Consider the following 24,076-nt stretch of genomic DNA (forward strand, 5'->3'; position numbering starts at 1 on the left):
GTTACCCCTTTCATACGTTCTCACGCTTTTATCATATAAGAAAATGGACCATGCGTCCAATAAATGACTTTATCAGCAGCAGGCAAAAAAAAGAGAAGCACCCCTGGAACGCAGCTGTCCAGTAAGGAGGCGCTTCATCATGAGAGCAAGGGAAAAGTTAGGAATCCCCCATGATCAAGCGCCTGCCCGGTGCTTCTTGTATATGTCGGCTTAACTGTACTATAACAGTGCCTTGTTGCTGTTTCCGTGATATATATCACATCGACTGCTCTAGCTGCTACAGCGATTCGATCGCAAGCTGCGATCCTTCTCCAGCCTGCTCCGCAGGCCGCACGACCAGCTTCCGTGGCAGACGCGCCCGAAGCTCTGGCACGTGGCTGATGATGCCGACGGTAAGCTTATCATTATGAAGCCGCTCCAGAGCGGTGATAACCGTCTCCAGCAGTTCCGGATCCAGGGTGCCAAAGCCTTCATCAAGGAAGAAGAACTGGAGCGGATACTGCCCCCGAAGCTGAATCTGCGCTGAAAGCGCCAAAGCCAAGGCCAGCGAGGTTAAGAATGTCTCACCGCCGGATAGCGTGGATACCGGCCGCCTTACGCCGCCGTTGGCGTCATCCCGAATGACAAAGCCTCCCCCGGAATCCACCTCAAGCGAGTAGCGCTGCTTGGTCAAAAAGCGAAGACGCTGGGAAGCAGACTGGCTCACCTGCATCAGCTGCTCCTCCGCAATGTATTCCACGAATGCATTGCCTCGCAAGCAGGACTGCAGTTTGGACAAGCGCTCGCTTTCCCGTTGAAGGCCAAGGCGCAGCTCTTCCAATTCCATAAACCGGATATGTCGCTTCTCCAAATCTTCCAGGTCCCGCTCCGCTCTGGCTTTCGCCCGTACGGCCTCCTCATCGGCCGTACGAGCCGCCTGAAGCTCGGCAGAGCTTCGTTCCCATTCCTCTTGACGGAATGGATCGGTGCCGAGCTTCTGCTCGACGTCCCGAAGCCTTAGCGTCCATTCCCGTTGTCCCTCACGATGCGCCTTCACCAGCTGGGCACATCGTTCGGTTTCGCTCTCGGATAAGCAGGCTTCCATAACGGCTGCCTCCGTAACAAACGGCGAGGCTTCCAGTTGCTTCTCCCATGCAAGCTTGGCAGCAAGATACAGCTCCTGTGCGGCGTTTGCAGCCTGTTCTGCAAGAGCTGCTTCTTTGGCTGCAAGCTGCGCCGCCTCATCGGCCTTTCTGCGCTTGCCTCTGGCTTGCTCAGCGGATTCCTTCAGAAGCTTCAATCTGGATCGGCATTCACTCAACAGCTCTTCAGCGGATCGTTCCCCAATCCATGCCTGAAGGCGCTCTTTCTTGTCTTTCAACACTTCAGCTTTGCCCTCACGCTGGGCATCCCACTGAATCAGCAGCTTCTCCAGCTCACGGAGCTTCTGCTCCAGGCGGAGGACCGCCTGCTGCTTCTCCTCAATGAAGGGAACGCTTCGTTCAAGGCCTTCCCTAATGGACTCGGACTCCGCATCCTTTTGCTGCATGAGCTGAAAACGATCAGCCGTCTCTTCCAAAGGAAATGCCGGGTTGTCCTCCTTCCATAAACTTTGAATGTCGGCAGTTTCGGCTTCCAAGCCTGCAAGCTGATCGCGCAGCTGGTTCACTATCGTCTGACCATTCTCAGCCGCAGCATTCTGCTTCATGAGCTCCTGTTGGCAAGCGTGGAGGCTCTGCTGAGCCTTGGACGCCTCCATGCGGCACTGCCCAATGGCAGCTGCCTGTGCTTCCGCTCTTTGCACCAGCCATGCAGTGTCTGAAGCAAGCCTCTCCACATCGTACGGTGTTTCAACAACAGGCACTCCTGAGGCTGCAGCTTCCACCCATGCTTCGTCCTGCTCCTCACGAGGGCCCTCGAGAAGGAGTTCGCTTCCAGCGAACGGCTCCGTCTGGGCATTCAAATGACTCACCAGAGATTCCGCTTCGTTAAGCTGCCCCCGCAGGGTCAATCGAATTTCCTGTATCTGATGGGCAATCCGTGACAGTCTATCCAGGTTCTCGTCAGAGGTCGTATCAGACGGCTCCGAAGCTGCCGCAGGAAGAGGGTGATGCTCGCTTCCGCATACGGGACAAGGCTTACCCTCCTGTAGCTCAAGAGCCAGCGACATGGACAAATCATGAAGCTGCTTTTCACGAAGCAATTGATTCATCGCCTGGTTTACCTGGCTGGCCGCAACTGCAGTCCGGTCGGCAAACGCCGCAACTTCAGCGGCAGAACGCTGCAGATTGCCGGCATGTGCCGAGAGCTTTATGTATCGCTGCTGCAGTTCCACTTCCTGCTTCTGCAGCATACTGAGCCTTAACTCTTGCTCCTTGAGTTTGATCTCCTGCTGTTTCAGTTCGTGTTCTGCCTTTTCCTTATGCTTACGGGCTGCCTCCAGTGCCTGAACCTTCTGCATCGCCGCATGAAGCGCCTGACGCTCACCTGAGCGGGTCTCAAGCCCTTTGAGCTTATCCTGCAGCTCCTCCCGCCGTCTGCGTCCTCGTTCAAGTAGCTCCTGCTCCTTCTGGAGCTGCACGCCCACCGTCTCGAATTCTTTGCGGGCATCCGCTCGCTGTACATCCAACCGGGCCAACTCGTTGGACAAAACATCCCGCTCTTGCTGCAATAAGACAGCTTGCTCGAGCTGCTGCTCACGCAGCACGAGCTTTGGCTCCTCTGCAATGAGCGCTGCCTGGGCAGCTTCATCTGCTGTGCCCGCCTGTTCAGCAGCCTGCTGAGCTGCTGCAGCCTGCTTGGTGAGCCCCTCGGCATGCCTGAGCCGAGTTTCCCACGTTTTGCCGGTATCACGCCACGTCTCAAGCGCAGGGAGGACAGCGGCAGCTGCTCCCGTCAGCTCCAGCCGGTGCTCCAGCCGCTTAATCTCTTCCTCTTGAGCAGACAATTCATCCAGCTTGCCCAACAACCGTTGCTTCTCCATGTCCAGCTCGCGAATTTTTCCCAGAGCTTCATGCGCCTCAATTGTGGCCTGGAGACGGCTGCGGGAGGATACAGCGAGTTTCTTAGCATCTTCCAGCGCTGTTTTCGCTTCTGCCAAAGCCTCTTTGCCCGCGCTGCCCAGCCCTTGCTGCTCCGCTTCTATGGATTTCAGGGCACCGTCCGTATCCTTCACCCGGCGGCTGAGCTTCATGGCAAGCTGATCTCCGTACCTCTCCAAATGAAACAGCCGCTGGAGCATCTGCCTGCGATCGCTGCCCTTCAGGGATAGGAATTCGGCGAATTTCCCTTGAGGGAGCACGACCGCACGGGTAAAATCGTCCATCTTCAATCCGATTTTCTCTTCTACGCAGCGGGTGACGTCGGCCAGCTTATCCGCCATCACTTGCTCCCCTTCGGGTGTAACTTGGATAAAACGGCTGATCGTATTGCTGATGGAGAGCTCATTCACTCGTTTAAATCTCCGCTCTACCCGGTATCGCTCCAGCCCGGCAGCAGAAGAAAGCTCAAACGTAAAGGAGACAGACAAGCTGTCCTCCGAATGGTTCATGATTCCCTGGGTGCCGTTAACCGCGCGCTCCACTTTCCCGTACATAGCCAGTGTAATGGCATCTAGCAGTGTGGATTTCCCGCTTCCAGTCGGACCGAATATCCCGAAAAGTCCGGTTTCACACAACGTTTCAAAATCAATTTCCTGCGTACTGCGGTAGCTCTGCAAACCGGATAACTTCAACAGAATCGGTTTCATCTACGCTTTCACCTCCGTCCCGTCGGGTTCCTCTTCCTCTACAAGCTCCAGGAACAAATCAACCAGATGGTCCTCGGGCTCCGCCCCGCCGGTTTGCCGCTGATAGAACTTTCGGAACAGATCTGGAAGCGGCAGTCGGGAACGCTCATTCTCCAGCTCCAGCGCCTCCATCTCCGGATATACCGGGCGAATGTGAACAATCCCGTCCCTGCTCTTGCGCAGGCGCTGGATGTCCGCAAGCCCCATGGCCTCCGTCAAGGATACCTCCAGATCGATAAAGGCATCTGGATCACGACCCTCATCAAGCCACTGATAAACTTCCTCCAAGCCGCCCTTTGCCTTCCAGCGAACTAGCGAACGACCGCTGCTTAGAAACAGCTCCTCAATCACGGGGACTCCACCTGGCGCCACGTCAACCATCGTCACAGATTTGGCCTGCCCAGCTTCCGAGAAGCTGTAAGCCAGCGGTGAACCGCTGTAGCGGATGATCCCCTCCCCTTTCACAGCCTGAGAGCGATGCAAATGACCCAGCGCCGTATAGGCTGCGCCGACAGAGAGTGCGGACGGATCGACCGTATAAGCTCCGCCAACCTGTATCGGTCGTTCAGAATCGCTCTCAACGCCGCCAAGAACATAAATATGGCTCATAGCCAGGTTAACCGTCTGCTGAGAAAACTCCCGTGCCATCATCCTCATCAGTTTCCCTACTCTTTCGCTATAAGCACGGCGGAGCTGGTCCTCGTCCCCATCCACCGAGAGCAGTTCATTCAACCGCGCCTCCGAGGGATAGGGAAGAGCGGCTATCTTGGCTGTTTCTCCCGTACGTGCCGCCGAAACGGTCACGGCATTGGCGATAGGAGTTCCAATGAGGGTAATGCCCCTGGTCAAAACAAGCGGCGTGATGGATGCCACACGCTCCGGCTGATCATGATTGCCGGCAATGACCACCATCGGGCGGCCTCCCTCTGTCAGCCTGGCTGCCGCATCATAAAACAGCTGCTCCGCTGCCGCAGGTGGATTTACGGAATCATAGACATCTCCCGCCATAAGGATCAGGTCTGCCTTCTGATCCTTAGCCAGCTCAACCACCTCATCCAGAAAGTGCTCCTGCTCCGCCAGCCGGCTCCGTCCTTCAAGCGTTCGCCCCAAGTGCCAGTCTCCGGTGTGCAAAATACGCATCGCAAATCTCCTCTCCCAAACTTCCAACAAACTCAAACTCACTACAATGAGTTAAACCTGAACGGCCTGTCCCCCATCAAAAAAGTACAGCCATTTCTCATATACAGGCTCGCCTAAAATGTCTTCCAGCGCCTTTGCATACAAATCCAGTTGAAAACGGTACTGTTCCGCCAACGCCGGAATGCCGCCGCGGTGCTCCAGCACCCGATCCGTTTTATAATCCAGCAGCACAAGTCTTCCATTGTGCCGGAATAAGCAGTCTACAACCCCCTGGATCAGCACCGTCTCGTCCTGAAGCAGTTGAACATGCGGGTGATCGTTCGCCGTCTGTTCCGCGATTTGGTCTATAAAAGCAAGCCCTTGATAGGCTTCCGCTGCAGGCAGTGCATAGGAGAACGGCATTTCACGCCATGTATCTTCTGCTTCCATAAGCTGCTTCCCAACTGCACAATCAAAAAGGCTGCTGATTTCCGCCGGCTCCACGACGGCAGCCTGCTCTCCGGTTATGATTTCCTTCTCCACAAGATAGCGGATGGTTTGTTCAATCTCGGAAATCCGTTCAGCAGCTCCCCCCAATCGTTGAAGGGGCAAGTGCTGCATAATCGTATGGTAGACCGTTCCCCGCTCGGCTGGTGTCAGCTTCGCAGACTCCATGAATTTTGGCCGCCTCAGGTTCAGTGTGAAGGAAGCGCCAAGTCCTATATCTTCCTGGCTCTGGCGTTTCACGGCCTGCTCCTCTATCAGATCCAAGGAGGGACTGTCCTGAAGCGTCAAGAGTTTCTTCATCTCCGTCACAGACGTTTTGGCGGAAATTTGACTGACCGCTTCATAGCGATAGCTCCAAGACAAGCGCCGGTCAATGGCTTCCCGCTGGTGATCGGACACAGCATCCTCCTGCTGCGCCGTCGCTGAATCCAGTTCTACCGGCTCAAGCTTGTGAAGAGCTTTTAATTTGTTCATTCGATCCAGACTGTCTGCTTGAACATCATCCGCAATTCCACTCATGCCCTGCGCCAAAGATTCCGGTGTCTCTATCGAAAACAACCACTCTGATTGATCCTCAGCCAGCACACCCAAATTCCCCTCTACGGGCAACCCTGCCATTTCACGGAGCAAGGTCGCGGAAGGGTGCCGGATCACGGCAGGGCCGATCCAGTCCAAATAACTCCGACCTCGGGCAAGGACATAATCCGGCAGCAGCAGCTCGGGATTATGATCGGCCTGCGCCCATGTAGACACTTTTTTAGGCAAATCCTTCACCGTACCGACCAGGATCATCTTCTCCTTCGGCCGTGTGAGCGCAACGTAGAGCACTCGCATCTCTTCGGCCAGCAGCTCCAGCTGCGATCTGCGGCGGATTGCCAGATTAGGCAGGGTGGGGTAACTGACCCGCATGCCCTCATCTACAAATTTCGGTCCAAATCCAAGCTCCTTATGCATGAGGAAGGGCGAGTTCAAATCCTGCTGGTTGAAATTCTTGGACAACCCCGCCACAAAAACGACCGGGAATTCCAGCCCTTTGCTCTTGTGAATGGTCATCAGGCGTACGGCGTTTCCTTGGCTGTCCGTTCCGCCAGCAGTTCCAAGATCTCCCCCCCGCTCCCGAAGCCTTGAAACAAAGGTAAGAAAACGAAAGAGTCCCCTTGAGGAAGTATCCTGCTCATACTGCACCGCACGGTCATACAAGGCTGTCAGATTCCCCTGACGCTGCTTGCCTCCCGGCAAACCGCCGATCCAATCCAAGTAACCGGTCTCGCTGTAGATCCCCCAGATCAGCTCGCTCAGGCTCCCCTGACGGGCCTCCTGACGCCAGCGCCGCAGCCGGTCCATGAACAACCCCAGTTTTGTGCCCAGCTCCGTTGATATTTCAACATTCGGGCCGTTCATCCGCATCGAAGCACTTGAAGAGCTGCCTGCAACCAGCTCATGGCCTGCCGCCGCTTCTGCCATACTTTCCAGCTCTGTGCCCGGAGTCCACTTCCCGTCAACGAGACCTAATGAACGTTCTGAATCCAATACCGGCGCCAGTCCACCTAACGCAGCAGCTGCCTTAAGCGCATCGTAATAAGTACCTTTGGCGCACAGGCGGACCTGTGCCATCTCTTCCTCGGATAAACCGAGAATGGGCGATCGCAGAACCGATGCCAGAGGAATATCCTGCCGAGGGTTATCGATTACCTGCAGCAGCGATAAGATAATCTCCACTTCGGTTGCCTGAAAGTATCCTTTGTTCTGCTCGCCGAACGCCGGAATTCCCTCCTGTCGCAGCTCCTCAATGATTAGAGGCGCCCATACCATGGCAGAACGCAGCAAAATGACCATATCTCCATACCCGGCGGGCCGCATCGATTTCAGTGCCTTATCGTAAATCATGAGCGGCTTTCCGCTTTCGCCGGTCATCTCACGGATTCTGCGGGCAATGGCACGAGCTTCCAGTTGGGCGGTTTCCATCTCAAGCGCCTCAACCTCCATCATGCCCCCGTCCTCTTCCGAAGCCGATTCTTCGGACGGTTCCTCCGCACCCTTTCCGAGACGGTCGATGAGAAGCAATTCCGGCGTATAAGGACTCATGCCCCCTGTATCCTCGCGTTCGGGAAAGGAAGCGCCGGATATCAGCTCCGCTCGCTCGTCATAGGCAATCTCCGCTACGGATTCATTCATGATCTGTCGAAACAGCACATTAACAGCATTCACAACTTCCATCCGGCTTCGAAAATTTCGAGCCAGATCAATCCGCATGCCCACAAGGGACGTGTTGACGTCCGAGGAGAATTTTTTGTATTTATCAAGAAAAAGTCCCGGCTCTGCCAGGCGGAAACGGTAGATGCTCTGCTTGACGTCTCCAACCATAAACCGATTTCCCGGCGCTTCTCTGGATATCAATCGTACGATATCTTCCTGCACACTGTTTGTATCCTGATATTCGTCCAGCAGCACTTCGTCAAACTGCTCGCGATATTCCATCGCCGCATCGGAGGGCATCATATGACCCGGCACGGAATCCGGATGGCGAAGAATATGTAGGCAGTAATGCTCCAGATCGTTAAAGTCGACCAATCCTTTGGATGCCTTGGCCTCCCGGTATCGCTCGCCAAAGGAAACAACCGTCTCGGCCAGTTCCTGCATCAGCGGCGCAGCCGTATGCAGCTCCTGCAGAAATTCTGATGCCGGTCGGCCGAACAAGGCGCTTTTCAGCTCATTTACGGTCTTCTTCACAAGGTCCCGAAGTTCCTTGACCCGTTCCTGCAGCTCAGGCAGGACATCGTCCTTCCTGACCGACTTCAGCTTGCCAAAAGAAACCTCGCGAAAAATACCGTATAACGATTCCCACGGTGAAGAATCGATGGCTTCAAGCAAAGAGGCCACCAGCGACAAATCCTCATTCAGATTATCCACATACGGTGCTGGCCCCCCGGGCTGCATAGCGATGGTTTTCGCTTGCAATAGCAGGCCTGCAGCTCCGTTCAATGCTAAACGTGCATCAGCCAATACACTCTGAACCCACGCTGTTTGTCCGAGCGCCTCGGTATCCGCTACATGGAAGCTTGCCGCTGTGTCTCGGAGCCAGCTTGCCGGCCATGAATGACTGCGCGAGAAATCGTAGAGGCGCTGCACGAGACGATACAGTGCATCGTCCGTTCTCTCCCCGCTGAACCAATCAGCCAAACGGAGAAACGTACTGCCCTGGTCCTGCTCTGCTTCACCATACTTCTCTTCGAACAGCTCCTCCAGCATATCCTGCCGCATCAAATCCGCCTCATGTTCATTCAGAATGCGGAACCCCGGATCCAGCGGGATCAGCTGATAATACCGGCGGATGACTTCCATGCAGAAGGAGTGCAGCGTTGTAATCGACGCCCTGCCGAGTAAAGCGAGCTGGCGCCGGATATGCTCGTTGTCCGGGTCACGGTCCAGCTCGCGTTCAAGCGCTTCCCGAATCCGACCGCGCATTTCGGCTGCCGCTGCCTTGGTAAAGGTAGCCACAAGCAGCCGGTCCACACTGAACCCTGTGGTGTCGTCAAGGATTTTGCGAATGATCCGCTCAACGAGCACGGCGGTTTTTCCTGAGCCTGCTGCGGCTGCAACCAGGATGTCATCACCCGAAAGTGCAATGGCCTTCCATTGGTCATCACTCCACATGCTGCCCTCAGGCTTTGCTATCATCTCTCTCACCGACTCTCTCCTCCCTTCGAATGTCCCAGCAGATCCCAGACCTGATCGCGTCCCGGCTTGCCCAGCAGCTGGTAGTCGCTGCCCTCAATCGCATCGTCGAACTGACACACCGGCCGGTAGGAACAGTACGTGCAAGCTGTTTCCTGCTGGATTCGGTAAGGTTCAATCGCTACATCGCCGCCGGTAATTCTGGAGCCGATCGTCAGCATATTTTCCCGCACTGCGGATAACAAAGTCTCCCACTGATCCGGCGTCGCAACGGCTGCGCTGCTGTAGAAGCTGCCGTCTGTTTTGACGGCAACGGGCAGAATAGCCGAATGGCCTTTTTCAAGGGATGAATCCATGAGGGAAACGGCTTCACGGTCTGCAAGCAGCAGACCTTTCATTTTGTAGCGCTTGAGCAGTTCCTCTGCCGCCTGTTCCGGCGTCATGCCGTTTGCGGATTGCAATACCGGATCATGAACGTGGAAATACAGCGTTCCTGCAGGCAATGCCTGTTCGCCAAGCCAATCCTCCGCAAACGTCAGCAGCACGTCCAGATAGGTCAGCATCTGCAAGGACAATCCGTAATAGACCTCATGCAATCGCAGATCCTTCTGGCTGGATTTATAATCAATGACCCGAAGCATGATCCCATGCTCGCCACGTGCCATATCCACCCGGTCAATACGACCGACAACCTCCATCTTCACCCCGTTAAGCAGTTCAACCGTCAGCGGCGGCAGCGGTTTGCCGGGACCGAAGTCAAGCTCAAGGCCGATCGGCTCGAATTTGCCGCGCCGGGCTTGTTCACCCAAAATAACGGAAGCTCTGCCCACGATATTCTTCAGCTTCCGGGAGATATATCCATACCGTTTGGAGCTCAACAAGATTTCGCCCTGCAGCATCGGAGCGAGCCGATCCACGGTAGCCTCCGCCTCACGCAGACACTCATCTGCCGACAGGTCTCCCCAGCTTCGATGCTCCGATTGAAACTTCACTGCCATGCTGCTCAAGGCAGCATGGAACAGCTGTCCGATGTCAGGAGCCTGCAGTCGGTACAGCTGCCGCTCTCTCAGCTTTAATCCATGTGATGCAAAATGTGAAAATGGACAGGCTACAAACCGCTCCATCCGGGATACGCTTGTCCGCAGCTTCGTTCCATACAATTGCCTGCTGGTCTCTTCCTTAAGAGGCTGCGCTTCATTCCGATAGGACAATGAAGAGAGCATCGATTCCAGACGCGGCCGAAATTCCGGCTTCTGAGCAAACCAATTGTACATATGCCACCAAATGTGCGGAATGTCCTCTCCATTCCTCCAGTCGCGAAGCCTGCCCGTTAAATATGCAAGCGTCTTGTCCGGGCGGGCCGCATAACGCTCCTGTTCGGGAACCGATTGCCCGGCATGCGGCCTTGGATACAGGGGTGTCTCGTCGATCTGGAACATCAGCTTCAGATGACGGATCACCTCGGAAGGCAATAACGTCTTGCCTTCATCATCTGCAGCAGGATAGCTGACCCACAGCTGCTCGCTGGCTGAAGTAAGCGCGTTGTAGATCAGGAAGCGCTCATCCAGCAGTCTGCGGGATATACTCGGGGCAAGCTCCAACCCGCGATCTTCGAGATGGAGCCGCTCCGGCTCTGTCAAAATGCCGTCATCCTGAAACTGGGCTGGAAGAACGCCATCGTTAATGCCGAGCAGAAAAGCATACTTCACCCCGCCCGTTCGTGTCCGGTCCATGCTTCCGATAAGCACCTGATCCAGAGAGGGTGGTACAAGGGCCATCTTCATTTCAGTGAGACCCGTATCCAGCACCCCTGTAAACAATTCCGTGCTCAGCTTCTCTGCACCCATCATCTCCACAATCTGGTCAAGCAGGTCAAGCACGGCTCCCCATACCTGGCGATGCTCCCTGGCTTCCTCTGGACGTCCTGCGTCCAACGCGGCCCGGCTGAGCAGCTCCAGCTTCTCAGGTACATCGCACTCCTCCAGAAGGCGATAAACTGCCGTACTCTGATCCATGGCGGTCGCAGCCTTTTTCATCCGTTTCTCGAACGCATGAAGCGGCTCTGCGATGACCCTTCTTGCGTATTCAATAGCCTGCATGCCGTCGAGATTGAGCACCTCGTTTTCTCCATCCTCTAGAGAGAGACTTGGAATCCCCTTCCACGGACGGCCATCCGTCCAGCGGTAACCATGAATCCCGGAAGCGAGCACATGATTCTCCAACCGGTCCATATCCTCCCGGTTCAGGGAGCCGTCCAGCGGAAGCAGCAAATCCGTCTTCACGCAGCGGAACACATCCTCATAACGCCATCTTCGCCCAATGACATCCAGAGCCGAGCGAATGAATTCAACTAACGGATGGTGCAGTTCGCTCCGCTTCTGATCCAGAAAATAAGGAATATCGTATTCCTTGAATAACGGGCCTACCAGATGCTCATAATCTCCCATATTCCGGACGAATACCGCCATCTCCCGGAATCTCGCTCCTTCCTCCTGCGCCAAGCGCAGCATCTCTCGAAGTGCCCCTTCGATTTCGGCCCGGCGATGGCTGGCAGCATGAAGAAGCAGCCCTTCTCTGCGGCCGTTCTCCTTGTCCTCATGATTCCCGTCTTCATAAGCTCCCGTCCAGCGCTTCTTCCGGTCATAACCGCGCTCAAGATGCGCCAGCACCGGGGAATCCTGAAACCTCGGCGGCACTTCAGGATGCAGCATACGGTGTTCCGCATCCATTCCCAACTCATCGGCAATTCCTTTCAGCTTTATGTACGTCACCGCGGTAGGATGAAACAAATCCAGCTCATGTGGAACAGCCCCATCCATATAAGGTTTGTCGAGTGTCAGAGCTATCGTGACGTGATTGGCATGATGGATAAGCTCCCCGAGCACCCGATACTCCTGCGGGGTAAAGCCATGGAAGCCATCGATCCAGATGTCGGCACGCTTGATGTATTCTGAGTCCGCCACGCCCTCCGCCAGTGAGGCGAGTGTGTCTTCCTCATCCGTGTACAGCCGCGATATCTCGAGTTCGAAATCACGGAATACAGTTACGATATCTTCCAGCTTTCGGCGAAGCATCGGAGAATTTCCGGAGCCCGACATCATCTGGCTCAGCTGCTCCTCCACACAGGAAGCGTCAATGCAGTATCGCTTCATTTCCGTGTAGAGCTCACTCAGCTTACCGACAAAACCGAGCTGCTCGCCTGAGGCGCCGAATAGCTGCAGTTCTTCTTTGCGCCTCCGCAAAATTTTATACATCAGCATGCGTTTTCCTTCTTCACTGATCGCCACTTTCGCTGCTCCGCCAGTCTCCTGCATGACCCGGTAGGCCAATCGGCGGAAACTGAGCACTTGCGCACGCATCATGCCCCGTATGCCTCCCGCATTCACGAGTGCGTGTTCGGCTTCATAGGACCCCTGCTCCGGAACGATCAGAATCATCGGATTCCCCCTGGGATCCCGCTCCAGTTGATCCATCATCTCTTGACGGATCAATGTGCTCTTGCCGCTGCCTGACCTTCCGATCACAAATTGAACGCTCATGCTATGCCCCCTTCCACAGTGTCTGCCAAAGGGTACTCCTTCACCAGAGAACACGATATCGTTCCGATGAAATCATACCCTTGAATCTATGATTTATTTGACCAAAAAGGATGTAAAATCCATTGTAATTGTTAGCACTCTATCAAAAAAGATGCTGATTACTAGTATAACATAAGTGCGGTTTGATGGAACATACGTTTGGATTTCATTGCCATTCCAAAATATTGTGTGCATAAGAAAAAGGACCTCCCCTCATGGTTTACCCACCACTTGGAAGATCCTTCTTATCCATACGATTCGGCAGCACTCTATAGTCTTGATTTGCTGCGCACTTCAAACACAGCGAATTTCAAATAATGCCCCTCGTCCACCCCAAGGATTTGGGGGTGATCTTTACCAGCGGCACGCCATTCCACCAATCTCAGAATTTTGCCTGCATCTTGGGCCGCATCCTGGATCGTCTCCAGGAACAAATCCGGCCGCATATGGTACGAGCAGCTAGCCGTAACCAAATAACCGCCCTCGTTCACCAGTTTCATGCCATGCAAATTGATGTCCTTGTATCCGCGGCAAGCCCCTTTGACGGCTGACTTGGTTTTGGCAAATGCCGGTGGATCCAGAATTACCACATCCCAGGAACGGCCGCCTCCTGCTGTCAGGGGTTTGGAGGTGTCTACCTTCTGATCCCCTTTGGCCCGCTGTTCACGTTCATCCAGTCCTTTTACCTGGTTCCGCAAATATTGGAAGGCGTCATCCACAACGAACTCCACCCGATCCTGAAATCCGTTCAGTTCGACATTCTCTCTGGCACTGTCTATTGCATGCTCCGAAATATCGAGGCAGGTAACTTTCTTGGCGCCATATTGGCAAGCATGCAGGGTGAAGCTGCCCGTATGGGAAAAGCATTCAAGCACCGTGGCTCCGTCCCAATATGGAAAAGTAACTTCTTTTCCACTCTTGTTCACAGGCACCTTCTTCAGCTCACCACCCGATTCCACTGCTTGAAGCGCAATTCCGCTGCGGCTTCCCCAGCCGGTCATTAACGGTTTAATGGAAGCCCGATTCTCACGCTGGTCAAAGAAATATCCCGTCTTCTGTCCCTCTTCGATATCAACCTTAATCTTGAGGCCGTTCTCCGTCACGGTTACGTGGCGCGGACACTCTCCGTAGAGGACCCCTTTGCGCAGCTCAAGTCCCTCCAGCTCACGAACGGATACGTCGCTCCGCTCATAGATCCCTTTTGGCTGCATAACCTCAACCAGCGCACTCACAATCTCTTCACGGCAGCGATCCATACCCAGCGTCAGAAGCTGCACAACCAGCACGTCAGCGAAACGGTCTACAATCAAACCGGGTAAAAAATCGGCTTCTCCGTATACCAGCCGGTAGGCGTTCTCTTCCCCGATAAACCGTTCCCGGTGCTTCAGGCACTCCTGAAAACGGGCGGCAAAAAAAGCCTGATCCATCAACTCAACCGGCTCGTAGGAAACGGTGCGTACCGTGATTTGAGACTGCGGATTGTAATAACCCGAGGCAAGAAACCGCCCTTGGTGGTTTAACACAGAAACCAGATCCCCCGGTTTCGGCTCTCCCTCAACTGAGGCAATCTCGCTTTTATAAACCCAGGGATGCCCCTGCTCCAATCTCTTTTTTCGACTGCGCTCCAAAATAACCGATGGCACTGTATGTTCACTCCTTAAGTTATCCCCTGCGCCATATCTATAGGCATGCATGTCCGCCAGGGGTCATATACGTAATAAGAAAAGCGTCTACCGACGTGTTTTTTGCGTAAGACAGACTTTTCCATAAGACACTTTTGCGTAAGACAGACAGCGTGTAAAGGATGTTTTTCTTGCGATTATCGAATTCGCTCAGCTTCGGTGAACTGTTATAAATTCCATAATCTTAAGAAAAGCACCGATGGAGGTCTTACCGAAGAGATCCGGTCAAGTCCTTCCGCCGCGGCCGACGTTATTATCTCACACTTTATTCCTCAGAAAAGGAGAACATCATGCTATCCTCACTCTGGTTTCCCATCTGTTATGGTCTTGTTCTGTTCCTGTTCGGTATGAAGGTCATGGAGGTTGCCCTCCAGCGCTGGGCCGGTCCCCTGTTGCATAAGTGGCTCCACCAAGCGACATCCACACCCATCAAGGGCATGATCGCCAGCACTGCGGTAACAGCACTGCTCCAGAGCAGCACCGCTGTAACCGTACTAGCGATAGGATTCGCGAATGCCGGCCTGTTGAGTTTTGCCGGAACCCTGGGCATCATTCTAGGCACCAACATCGGCACAACGGTTACCACGGAGCTCATCAGTCTTCAAATCGGACAGGCAGCCATGCCCCTCCTTGTCCTCTCCCTGATGTTATGGATTGGAGCTGTACTCGTCAGCGAACACGTACCTTCCAGCTATGACAAATTAAAAGAGAAGCTGATCCGCAGTCAGTTTCTCTGCTTGGCGGTTGCCGGATTCTCGCTTGTGCTGCTCGCCATTCAATTCATGCAATCCATCGGCCCCACCCTTCAAAGCCTTGGCGTGTTCCAATGGTTTCTCGACCATGCTTCGCGAAGCGTCCTCTGGGGCATTGCCGCCGGAACGCTGCTGACCGCGCTCATGCACAGCAGCACTGCAGTCATCGCCATGGCAATGGGCCTTGCAGCAAGCGGAGCACTGCCTCCCGAGATTGGCGTCGCCATCGTGCTGGGCTCTAATGTGGGGACCTGCGTGACAGCTTTAATAGCTGCGCTTGGCAGCACCCGGGCCGGACGATTTGTGGCTTGGTCCCACATAGGTCTCAATATCGGCGGGGTTCTTCTCTTTACGCCCTTGATTGCAGGTTTAACGATGGTATCGGGCTGGTTTGCCGCAGACCCGGCTGGTCAGATCGCCCATGCACAAACCTTGTTTAATGTCGTTTGCTCTCTTATCGCGCTTCCGCTGTGCTATCTGCCATTCTGGAACAAACGGGCTCAGACCTAAATCTGAATATCTTCGTCTACAGGAATGCTGATATCAAGCAGCGTAAGCGCTTTACGCAGGATAACATCATTATTGTTGTAACCGTTACTGCGCTGCTTCCTCCATGCGGTAAGAGGCTCAAACCAATCCACCCCGTTAATTTCCTCGACCTGGGGTTTCAAAACACCCTTTTCTGCCTTTACCAGGTAGTAGTGAACTTCCTTGTCCACCTGGCCTAATTCGGGATGATGGTATTTATATGCAATGATGTCCACTGGAGAGGTGATGGATCCGACTATACCTGTCTCCTCGCATATTTCTCGGAGTGCCGTCTGCTCGACGGTTTCACCTGCTTCCATCTTGCCTTTGGGAAGCGAGGTTTTTCCGTAACGGTCCAATATGAGCTGGATCTGAAGCGCCCCTTCATAATGACGGTATACAACGCCGCCTGCGGAAATTTGTGTATATGTCATGTCCTGTTCCTCCTTCATGTACAACAAGGATTCCACTTCCAAATGGCTAGGAAATGAAATCCTTGTCTGGTATGGCCGCTATTGGAATTACTGGGCAGCTGCCTTAAGTCCATGATCCATGACGCTGAGGAGTTCGCCCTCGCATTCATTTACACCGGCTTTGGTCACTTTTACGCGGCACAATTTGCCTTCGAGATCAGACGAGCCATTGAATATGAGCTGGAGGTAGTTGTCGCTGTAACCCTGCATCTTTCCGCCTTTGGGAGCACCCTTGTATTCCCGCTCCGGTATCACGTCCAGAATCTTGCCTACAAACTGCTCCGCATAAGCAAGCTGCAGCTGCTCCGACAAGTCGATCAGATCATGGACACGGGCGTTCTTCACTTCCTCGTCCACCTGATCCTCCATGCGTGCTGCCGGCGTACCGGTACGCTTGGAATAAGGGAACACGTGCATCTCGGAGAATTGAATGGCCTTCATCAGATCATAGCCGTTGCGGAACATCTCATCCGTTTCTCCTGGAAATCCAACGATGACGTCGGTGGTAATGCCGACATCCGGCATCGCTTGGCGGATCAAGCCCATCTTGTTATAGAACTCTTCCGTCGTATATTTACGGCGCATCCGTTTCAGCACCGTATCATCTCCAGCTTGCAGCGGAATATGGAGGTGACGGCACATTTTAGTGGAACGGTTCAGAACGTCCAGCATCTTCTCGTCGATCTGGCTCGCTTCAATGGAGCTGATGCGAATGCGTTCCAGACCGTCAACCCGGTCAAGATCCCACAACAGGTCGGACAATCGGTATTCCTCAAGATCGTCGCCGTATCCGCCCGTGTGAATACCGGTCAACACGATTTCTTTATATCCTGCTCCTACCAACTGATGCGCTTGCTGGATAATGCTCTTCGGATCCCGGCTCCGCGACAGTCCGCGGGACCAAGGAATAATGCAGAACGTACAGAAGTTGTTGCATCCGTCCTGAATTTTCAGGAATGCACGTGTACGCTCGGCAAAATCCGGAACGTCCATCTCCTCGAACACTCTGGTCTTCATAATATTACGCACCGCATTAATCGGTTGGCGCGTTTTTTCAATATCCTGAATGAAATCCATGATTTTATCGCGATCCTGGTTTCCGATTACAAGATCCACGCCTGGAATATCCAAAATCTCGGCAGGCGAGGTTTGGGCATAACAGCCCGTTACAGCCACGATGGCTTCAGGATTGCGGCGAACCGCGCGTCTGATCATTTGACGGCTCTTTTTATCCCCTGTATTGGTAACGTGGCAAGTGTTAATCAAATAAACATCAGCGGTTTGTTCGAAGTCCACCTGGTCGTAGCCTTCATTTTTGAAGTATTGCCAGATGGCCTCGGTATCGTAAAAATTGACTTTGCAACCCAACGTATAAAACGCTACGGATGGCATGTTCAAACGCCCCCCATTTCTCCAGATTCGTATAGTGCGCAGGCAAGCGCGGTCATGCCGGCAGTCTCGCAGCGGAGAATCCGCCTTCCCAGTCCGACGGACACGGCTCCCGCATCCTCGGCAGCCCGGCATTCCTCTTCCGTAAATCCGCCCTCAGGCCCAACGACCAGCAGCAAGCAGGCTTGGGAGCCGGACTCCGGCAGCGCCTGCTCTACAAATGGCTTGAGCACGTCCCTTAACTGGGAACCATGCTCTTTCTCATAACAAAAGCAAACAGCATCATAGCTGGAAAACGCTGCAAGCAGATTCCTCCACGATAAAGGCTGTTCAACAGACGGTACCCGGTTACGATGAGCCTGTTCAGCAGCCTCCTTCGCGATTTTGCGCCAACGCTCCAGCCGCTTGCCTTCCTTCTTGGCATCGTACTGAACAATCGTTCGTTCCGATAAGAAGGGAGCAAAGGACACCGCGCCAATCTCGGTGCATTTTTGGATGACGGTCTCCATTTTGTCGCCTTTCGGCAAGCTCTGGGCAATCGTCACCTGCAGGCGCGGCTCATTTCTCATCTCCATGGATTCAATCACAACGGCAAAAACGCTAGCCGCTTCTAAACTTTCAATTTCAACCATGGCTTCGCGGGATACCCCATCGCTTACAATCAGTTTATCACCAAGCCTTCCTCGCATGACCTTGGTGATATGACGGGCATCATCGCCCGTAATCTCTACACGGTCTCCCTCGAATTGTGCGGGAGTCACAAAATATCGCTGCATCTTTATATCCTCACCTAACTCAAAAATCGCCAAACCCCATCATACAACTTTTCATGCGAACTGACCAGAAAAAATCAGTGTCGATAACCGCCGGTCATCAAAATGAACATATCCAAAATTTTGGAGGACAGCGCATATGCCGTATCATACAGGGGCTTGATCGTATAGTTCTGGAAAAAAGGCAACAGAATGATCAACAAGAATATAAGGATCGACCATTGCTCAAACTTTTGTATCTTCGCACTCATCCGCGGAGGAAGCGCGTTCTCCAGGATGCGGTAGCCGTCCAGCGGCGGCAATGGAACCAGATTAAACAGACATAAAAAGAAATTGAGCAATATGAATATATTAAAGAACAAATGTACCGCTTGATCCGTCTTGGTTATTCCTTCGGGAGGAATAATGCCGGTTTGATACAGAACAGCATAAATGAGCGCCCCAAGTATGCCTAACAAAAGGTTGCTCAGCGGACCCACCGCCGCCACGATAATGCTCATCCGGCGTGGGTTGCTAAAGTTCTGCCGATTAATGGGAACCGGTCTTGCCCAGCCGAACCCGGCAATCAGCAGGAGGACGATGCCCAGAAAATCAAAGTGCACCGCAGGATTCAGTGTCACTCTGCCCAGCAGCTTGGCTGTAGGATCTCCGAATTTATTAGCAAAATAGGCATGTGAAAACTCATGCACGGTAAATGCAATGATTAAAGCAATCAGGTAAAACGGAAGCTGTTCCAGCGGATAAAATAGCAGCTTATCCAAAAAATCCATAATCAGTTCTTCCTCGCTACGAATGCAACCCAATCATCCTCGCGGCAAATGTCCGCGATTTCGAACCCCGAGGCAATCAGCGCCTTCTCCACGATTTCTTCTTTGTTCTTGTAGATTCCGGAAGCGATATAGGCGCCGCCTGGCTGAAGGGCCTGGTAAACATCGTCCACAAACAATAGGATAACCTCCGCCAAAATGTTGGCCACCACAACTTGTACCGGCAGTCTCACGCCCAGGTCCGATTGAACGGACGAATCCGTCAGTACCGAGAGCAAATCACTTTCCTTCACCGTGATGACATCTTCCAGACCATTAAGACGGGTATTCTCCTTCGCGCTGGATACGGCAACCGGGTCCAGGTCAAGAGCCAGAATTCGCGAAGCCCCCAGATGCGCCGCACCGATGGAGAGAATGCCTGATCCCGTCCCGACGTCAATGACTTCCTCACCGCCCTGGATTACCATCTCCAGCGTACGCAGGCACAAGGAAGTGGTTGGATGTGTTCCCGTTCCGAAAGCCATCCCGGGGTCCAGTTCAATAATGGATTCATTGTCCGATTCAGGCGTGTATTCCTCCCACGTCGGTTTGATGGTTAACCTCTCGGACACGCGGATCGGTTTAAAATACTGCTTCCAGGCAGTCGCCCATTCATTCTCATCCACCGTCTTCATCTCATAACTTACTTCACCTGTATCAATGCCAAATTCCTTCAGCTCCTCCACACGAGGGGCAATTTCATCAAGGACCGATTCCAGCGTAACCGTCTCATCAAAGTAACCTTTGATGACGGCAAACCCTTCAGGAATATCGTTAAACGGAACAATCTCATCAAACCATTGCCCAAGGGATGTATCCCGCTTCTTGTTCGTAGTACCGGACTCTTCAATTGAGACGCCTCCGGCTCCTGCTTCATGCAGGAAATTCGTAATCATCTCCACGGCTTCCTCCGTGGTATGTATCGTTAATTCACGCCATAACATGTGCTACAGTTCCTCCTCGTTCATACATAAATACCATTGTACTATATGGAGGACCCCTGATACAAAGTTTGTACGGAAATGCGTGGCGACTATTCTGTTGATCAAATAATCAAAAAAGTCCTTCTTACCGCCTCCGCAAGAAGAAGGTAAGAGGGACCGGGCAATACATTAAATTCGTAACGATCAATCTACATCTTTACTGGTTTCGTCGAGAATTTTCTTCAATTGGCGTTCATCCGCAGCCTCGCTTCTGCGAAGCGCCTCGACATCATCGTGATCGGCTTCCATTGCCGAGAATTCAACATCCTCAGCCTTGGCGGATTGAAGAGCAATCATCTTCTCCGTTTTGCTTGAAATTTTTCCTTTTTTCACACGTCTCATCATGAGTGCTATTCTCCTTTCCTTATAAACGATTAGCGCTGACCTGCAACACTTAAACCATGCCGCCGGATTCTTCGATGATTCGCATGGCTTGAGTGAATACGCCTTCATCCAACACAACCGTCAACAGAATATCCCGGCCCTCGGTTCCGTCCTGCCCTCCGCTGCTCATCCCGCTGGCAGAAGGATCCGCCGCTCCGAGGATTCCGGCTCCCGGCCCCGAAATGTCCGCATTTAGGGTCAACGTTGACAAGCTGGCAATATTACCTGTCAACGGATTCATCGGTTGGTTAAGCTCCCCGCCGGGATAAGCCCCAAACCGGTCGATAGACATATCCGCAACGCGCAGCGACTGGAGCTTGCGAGCTGCGTGCTGTGCCTGATCAGGGCTTTTGAAATACGCCAAAATATTTTTCTCTGCCACTTCACTTCACCTGCATTTCCTCTTTAAAATCGCGCATCTGGATGGAACCCCCCTAGGATGCTTCATCATTGATCCTTTTATTCTTGGGAGCTGTAGAAAAAACAGCAGGCCAAAGGTATGTTATCCTTCAGCCTGCTGTTATATTTCGTGCTATGAAAGGGAATATCCCTATATCGGTATTAGTCACCACGGAATGCTTTTTTCACACGGTCAAAAAAAGACTGTTCCTGTTCGTGAGTCTGTTCGCCATCAAGCGAAGCAAATTGACGAAGCAGTTCTTTCTGTTCATCACTCAGCTTACTTGGCGTGATAACCACGACTTTGACATGCTGGTCGCCCTGTCCCATGCCGCGCAGCCGCGGTACCCCTTTGCCTTTCAGTCGGAAGAAGGTGCCGGTCTGTGTTCCAGCAGGGATCTTCAGCTTCACTTTTTCGGTCAGCGTCGGGATTTCGATCTCATCGCCAAGCGCAGCTTGGGCAAAGGTAAGCGGCACTTCGCAATAAATGTCGTCCCCTTCGCGTTCAAAGAAATCATGCGGTTTCACACGAATAACGATATACAGGTCACCGGCAGGTCCGCCGCGTAATCCGCCTTCGCCTTCGCCTGTCATGCGCAGCTGAGCTCCGTCATCCACACCGGCAGGTACGCGAACATGAATTTTGCGCTGTTTTTTCACTTTACCATTGCCATGACAAGTCGAGCAGCGGTCTTTGATAATCTTTCCGGTTCCGTTACAGTTGGAGCAAGCACGGCGGTTCACCATACGTCCGAATGGCGTATTTTGCACAACCTCCTGCTGTCCGCTGCCATTACATACCGAGCAGGTATGAGGCTGCGTGCCTGGTTTGGCACCGGAACCATGACAGGTATCGCAGGTCTCGGTTCTCGGGATATTAATATCCGTCTCCTTGCCAAATATGGCTTCCTTAAACTCTACCGTCATGGTGTACTGCAGATCGTTCCCCCGCTGAGGCGCATTCGGATCACGGCGTCCATTGCCGCCAAAGAACATATCAAATATATCTCCAAAACCGCCGAAATCACCGGAGAAGCCGCCTCCGCCCATTCCTTGGTTCGGATCGACATGACCGTACTGGTCGTAAGTCGAACGCTTCTGACCATCGCTCAATACATCGTAAGCCTCTTTCACTTCTTTGAATTTGGCTTCCGCGTCAGCCGCTTTGTTTACATCCGGATGGTATTGGCGAGCCATTTTGCGGTACGCCTTCTTGATATCATCATCCGATGCATCCTTGCCAACACCGAGCACCTCGTAATAATCACGCTTATCAGCCACGGTTTCACCCCAATCTCTTTATTACTCTTTACATAAGGAAAGCCAAAGTGCGAAGATGCGCAGCTTTGACCTTCCCATACAATCTATTCAGATTAACCTTTGTTTTTATCTTCGTCAACAACCTCGTAATCTGCATCAACGACATTGTCTTTCTTCGGAGCGCCAGTGTCAGCACCTTCAGCACCTTGCTGTTCTTGTGCTGCTTGCTCATACAGCTTCACGGACAGCTGCTGCACGATTTGAGTCAGCTCCTCAACCGAAGCGTTAATCTCTTCCAGGTTATCGGCTTCGAGCGCCTTTTTCACTTTCTCTTTCGCTTCGTTCGCTTTTTCCACTTCGGCCGCATCAACTTTGTCTCCAAGGTCTTTGATGGTTTTCTCTGTGGTGTATACGAGTTGGTCTGCATTGTTGCGAGCTTCTACCAGCTCTTTACGTTTACGGTCTTCCTCGGCGTGAAGCTCAGCGTCTTTCATCATTTGTTCAACTTCAGCGTCACTCAAGCCGCTGGAAGACGTGATGGTGATCTTCTGGCTCTTGCCAGTGCCTTTATCCGTAGCCGAAACATTGACGATACCGTTCGCATCAATATCGAAGGTAACTTCGATTTGCGGTACACCGCGCGGTGCTGGAGGAATATCTCCAAGCATGAAGCGTCCCAATGTTTTGTTGCCGGCAGCCATTTCGCGCTCACCTTGAAGCACGTGAATTTCGACACTCGGCTGGTTATCGGCATACGTGGAGAATACTTGAGATTTGCTTGTTGGGATTGTCGTATTGCGATCGATCATTTTGGTGAATACGCCGCCTGCGGTTTCGATACCGAGGGACAGTGGAGTTACGTCGAGCAGAACCACGTCTTTAACGTCGCCAGTCAATACGCCCGCTTGAACAGCGGCACCAAGCGCGACCACTTCGTCAGGATTTACGCCTTTGTGAGGCTCTTTGCCTGTCAATTTCTTAATGGCTTCTTGTACGGCTGGAATACGAGTAGAACCGCCGACAAGTACGATTTTATGAATATCATTAGCCGTCAAACCTGCATCGCTAAGCGCTTGACGAGTTGGTCCAAGCGTACGCTCTACAAGTGAAGCGGACAATTCTTCGAATTTAGCACGAGTCAGGTTGATCTCCAAATGCTGAGGCACGCCATCAGCAACGGTGATGAACGGCAGGGAAATCGTTGTTGTAAGTACGCCGGACAATTCCTTTTTCGCTTTCTCAGCTGCGTCTTTCAAACGTTGAACGGCAGCCTTGTCTTTGCTCAGGTCAATGCCCTGCTCTTTTTTGAATTCTGCTACCAGGTAGTCGATGATCACTTGGTCAAAATCGTCTCCGCCGAGTTTGTTGTCACCGCTGGTTGCTTTTACTTCGAAGAAGCCATCGCCGAGTTCCAGAATAGAAACGTCGAATGTACCGCCACCAAGGTCATATACCAGAATCGTTTGGTCTTCGGATTTTTCCATACCGTATGCCAAAGCAGCTGCCGTCGGCTCGTTAACGATACGCAGAACCTCAAGACCCGCGATTTTACCGGCATCCTTGGTTGCTTGACGCTGACTGTCATTAAAATATGCAGGAACCGTGATAACGGCTTGGGTTACGGTTTGGCCCAGATACGCTTCCGCATCGGATTTCAGCTTCTGCAGAATGATTGCGGAAATCTCTTGCGGTGTGTAGTCTTTGCCATCGATGGTTTCTTTGTGATTCGTACCCATGTGACGCTTGATGGAGATAATGGTACGATCCGGGTTGGTGATCGCTTGACGTTTGGCTGTATCCCCAACAACACGCTCGCCATCTTTCTTAAATCCGACGACGGACGGGGTTGTACGAGCACCCTCCGGATTCGGGATAACTACTGCTTCCCCACCCTCCATTACGGCTACGCAGGAGTTGGTTGTTCCTAAGTCGATACCAATTACTTTGCTCATGAAAAATTTTCCTCCTTATTCATTCACACGAATCTTCGTATGATATTGAT

The 24,076-nt window shown here is 52.9% G+C and carries 15 protein-coding genes; 1 reads left to right on the forward strand and 14 read right to left on the reverse strand.

Going from position 1 to position 24,076, the window contains the following annotated elements; genetic code table 11:
• Nucleotides 1-277: 277 nt before the first annotated feature.
• The 5 genes from M2277_RS17550 to M2277_RS17570 form a co-directional block, all read right to left on the reverse strand.
• Entirely contained in the window at nucleotides 278-3,727 is a 3,450-nt protein-coding gene (locus M2277_RS17550) for an AAA family ATPase (RefSeq protein ID WP_280755258.1), read from the reverse strand.
• Complete coding sequence (locus tag M2277_RS17555) at nucleotides 3,728-4,906, reverse strand: exonuclease SbcCD subunit D (RefSeq protein WP_280755259.1); 1,179 nt, start codon at nucleotides 4,904-4,906, stop codon at nucleotides 3,728-3,730.
• 51 nt (nucleotides 4,907-4,957) lie between these two features.
• Nucleotides 4,958-9,070: a helicase-exonuclease AddAB subunit AddA gene (gene addA / locus M2277_RS17560; RefSeq protein WP_280755272.1), complete on the reverse strand. Its 4,113-nt coding sequence runs from the start codon at nucleotides 9,068-9,070 to the stop codon at nucleotides 4,958-4,960.
• A gap of 5 nt (nucleotides 9,071-9,075) precedes the next feature.
• A complete protein-coding gene (gene addB, locus M2277_RS17565; RefSeq protein ID WP_280755260.1) occupies nucleotides 9,076-12,606 on the reverse strand; it encodes a helicase-exonuclease AddAB subunit AddB in 3,531 nt (1,176 codons plus the stop codon).
• Nucleotides 12,607-12,914: 308 nt separating this feature from the next.
• Nucleotides 12,915-14,288, reverse strand: a complete 1,374-nt coding sequence (locus M2277_RS17570) for a class I SAM-dependent rRNA methyltransferase (RefSeq protein WP_280755261.1) — start codon at nucleotides 14,286-14,288, stop codon at nucleotides 12,915-12,917.
• A gap of 329 nt (nucleotides 14,289-14,617) precedes the next feature.
• On the opposite strand from M2277_RS17570, the gene M2277_RS17575 reads away from it, so the two are divergent.
• Nucleotides 14,618-15,589 (forward strand): Na/Pi cotransporter family protein, encoded by a 972-nt coding sequence (locus M2277_RS17575; protein WP_006209013.1) that lies wholly within the window; start codon nucleotides 14,618-14,620, stop codon nucleotides 15,587-15,589.
• Here the strand turns inward: M2277_RS17575 and M2277_RS17580 are convergent.
• The 9 genes from M2277_RS17580 to dnaK all read right to left on the reverse strand — a co-directional run bounded on the left by M2277_RS17580 (nucleotide 15,586) and on the right by dnaK (nucleotide 24,026).
• The gene (locus M2277_RS17580; RefSeq protein WP_006209012.1) at nucleotides 15,586-16,041 is read right to left on the reverse strand and encodes an NUDIX hydrolase; all 456 of its coding nucleotides are present in this window, start codon (nucleotides 16,039-16,041) and stop codon (nucleotides 15,586-15,588) included. The two genes, M2277_RS17575 and M2277_RS17580, sit on opposite strands and share 4 nt — an antisense overlap.
• 87 nt (nucleotides 16,042-16,128) lie before the next feature.
• Entirely contained in the window at nucleotides 16,129-17,472 is a 1,344-nt protein-coding gene (mtaB, locus tag M2277_RS17585) for a tRNA (N(6)-L-threonylcarbamoyladenosine(37)-C(2))-methylthiotransferase MtaB (protein ID WP_006209011.1), read from the reverse strand.
• 2 nt (nucleotides 17,473-17,474) lie between these two features.
• Complete coding sequence (locus M2277_RS17590) at nucleotides 17,475-18,245, reverse strand: 16S rRNA (uracil(1498)-N(3))-methyltransferase (RefSeq protein WP_006209010.1); 771 nt, start codon at nucleotides 18,243-18,245, stop codon at nucleotides 17,475-17,477.
• A gap of 74 nt (nucleotides 18,246-18,319) precedes the next feature.
• Nucleotides 18,320-19,012 (reverse strand): site-2 protease family protein, encoded by a 693-nt coding sequence (locus M2277_RS17595; RefSeq protein ID WP_006209009.1) that lies wholly within the window; start codon nucleotides 19,010-19,012, stop codon nucleotides 18,320-18,322.
• Between the two features lie 2 nt (nucleotides 19,013-19,014).
• Nucleotides 19,015-19,992, reverse strand: a complete 978-nt coding sequence (prmA, locus tag M2277_RS17600; protein ID WP_006209008.1) for a 50S ribosomal protein L11 methyltransferase — start codon at nucleotides 19,990-19,992, stop codon at nucleotides 19,015-19,017.
• Between the two features lie 183 nt (nucleotides 19,993-20,175).
• Nucleotides 20,176-20,376, reverse strand: coding sequence for a YfhD family protein (locus M2277_RS17605; protein WP_006209007.1), 201 nt, complete (start codon nucleotides 20,374-20,376; stop codon nucleotides 20,176-20,178).
• A gap of 49 nt (nucleotides 20,377-20,425) precedes the next feature.
• Nucleotides 20,426-20,797, reverse strand: a complete 372-nt coding sequence (locus M2277_RS17610) for a hypothetical protein (RefSeq protein WP_006209006.1) — start codon at nucleotides 20,795-20,797, stop codon at nucleotides 20,426-20,428.
• 179 nt (nucleotides 20,798-20,976) lie between these two features.
• On the reverse strand, nucleotides 20,977-22,095 hold the full coding sequence (gene dnaJ / locus M2277_RS17615; protein WP_006209005.1) for a molecular chaperone DnaJ: 1,119 nt from the start codon (nucleotides 22,093-22,095) through the stop codon (nucleotides 20,977-20,979).
• Between the two features lie 92 nt (nucleotides 22,096-22,187).
• Nucleotides 22,188-24,026: a molecular chaperone DnaK gene (dnaK, locus tag M2277_RS17620; RefSeq protein WP_006209004.1), complete on the reverse strand. Its 1,839-nt coding sequence runs from the start codon at nucleotides 24,024-24,026 to the stop codon at nucleotides 22,188-22,190.
• Between the last annotated feature and the right edge of the window lie 50 nt (nucleotides 24,027-24,076).

Origin of the sequence: Paenibacillus sp. LBL (genome assembly GCF_029893715.1) — a bacterium.
GTDB lineage: Bacteria > Bacillota > Bacilli > Paenibacillales > Paenibacillaceae > Paenibacillus_AQ > Paenibacillus_AQ glucanolyticus.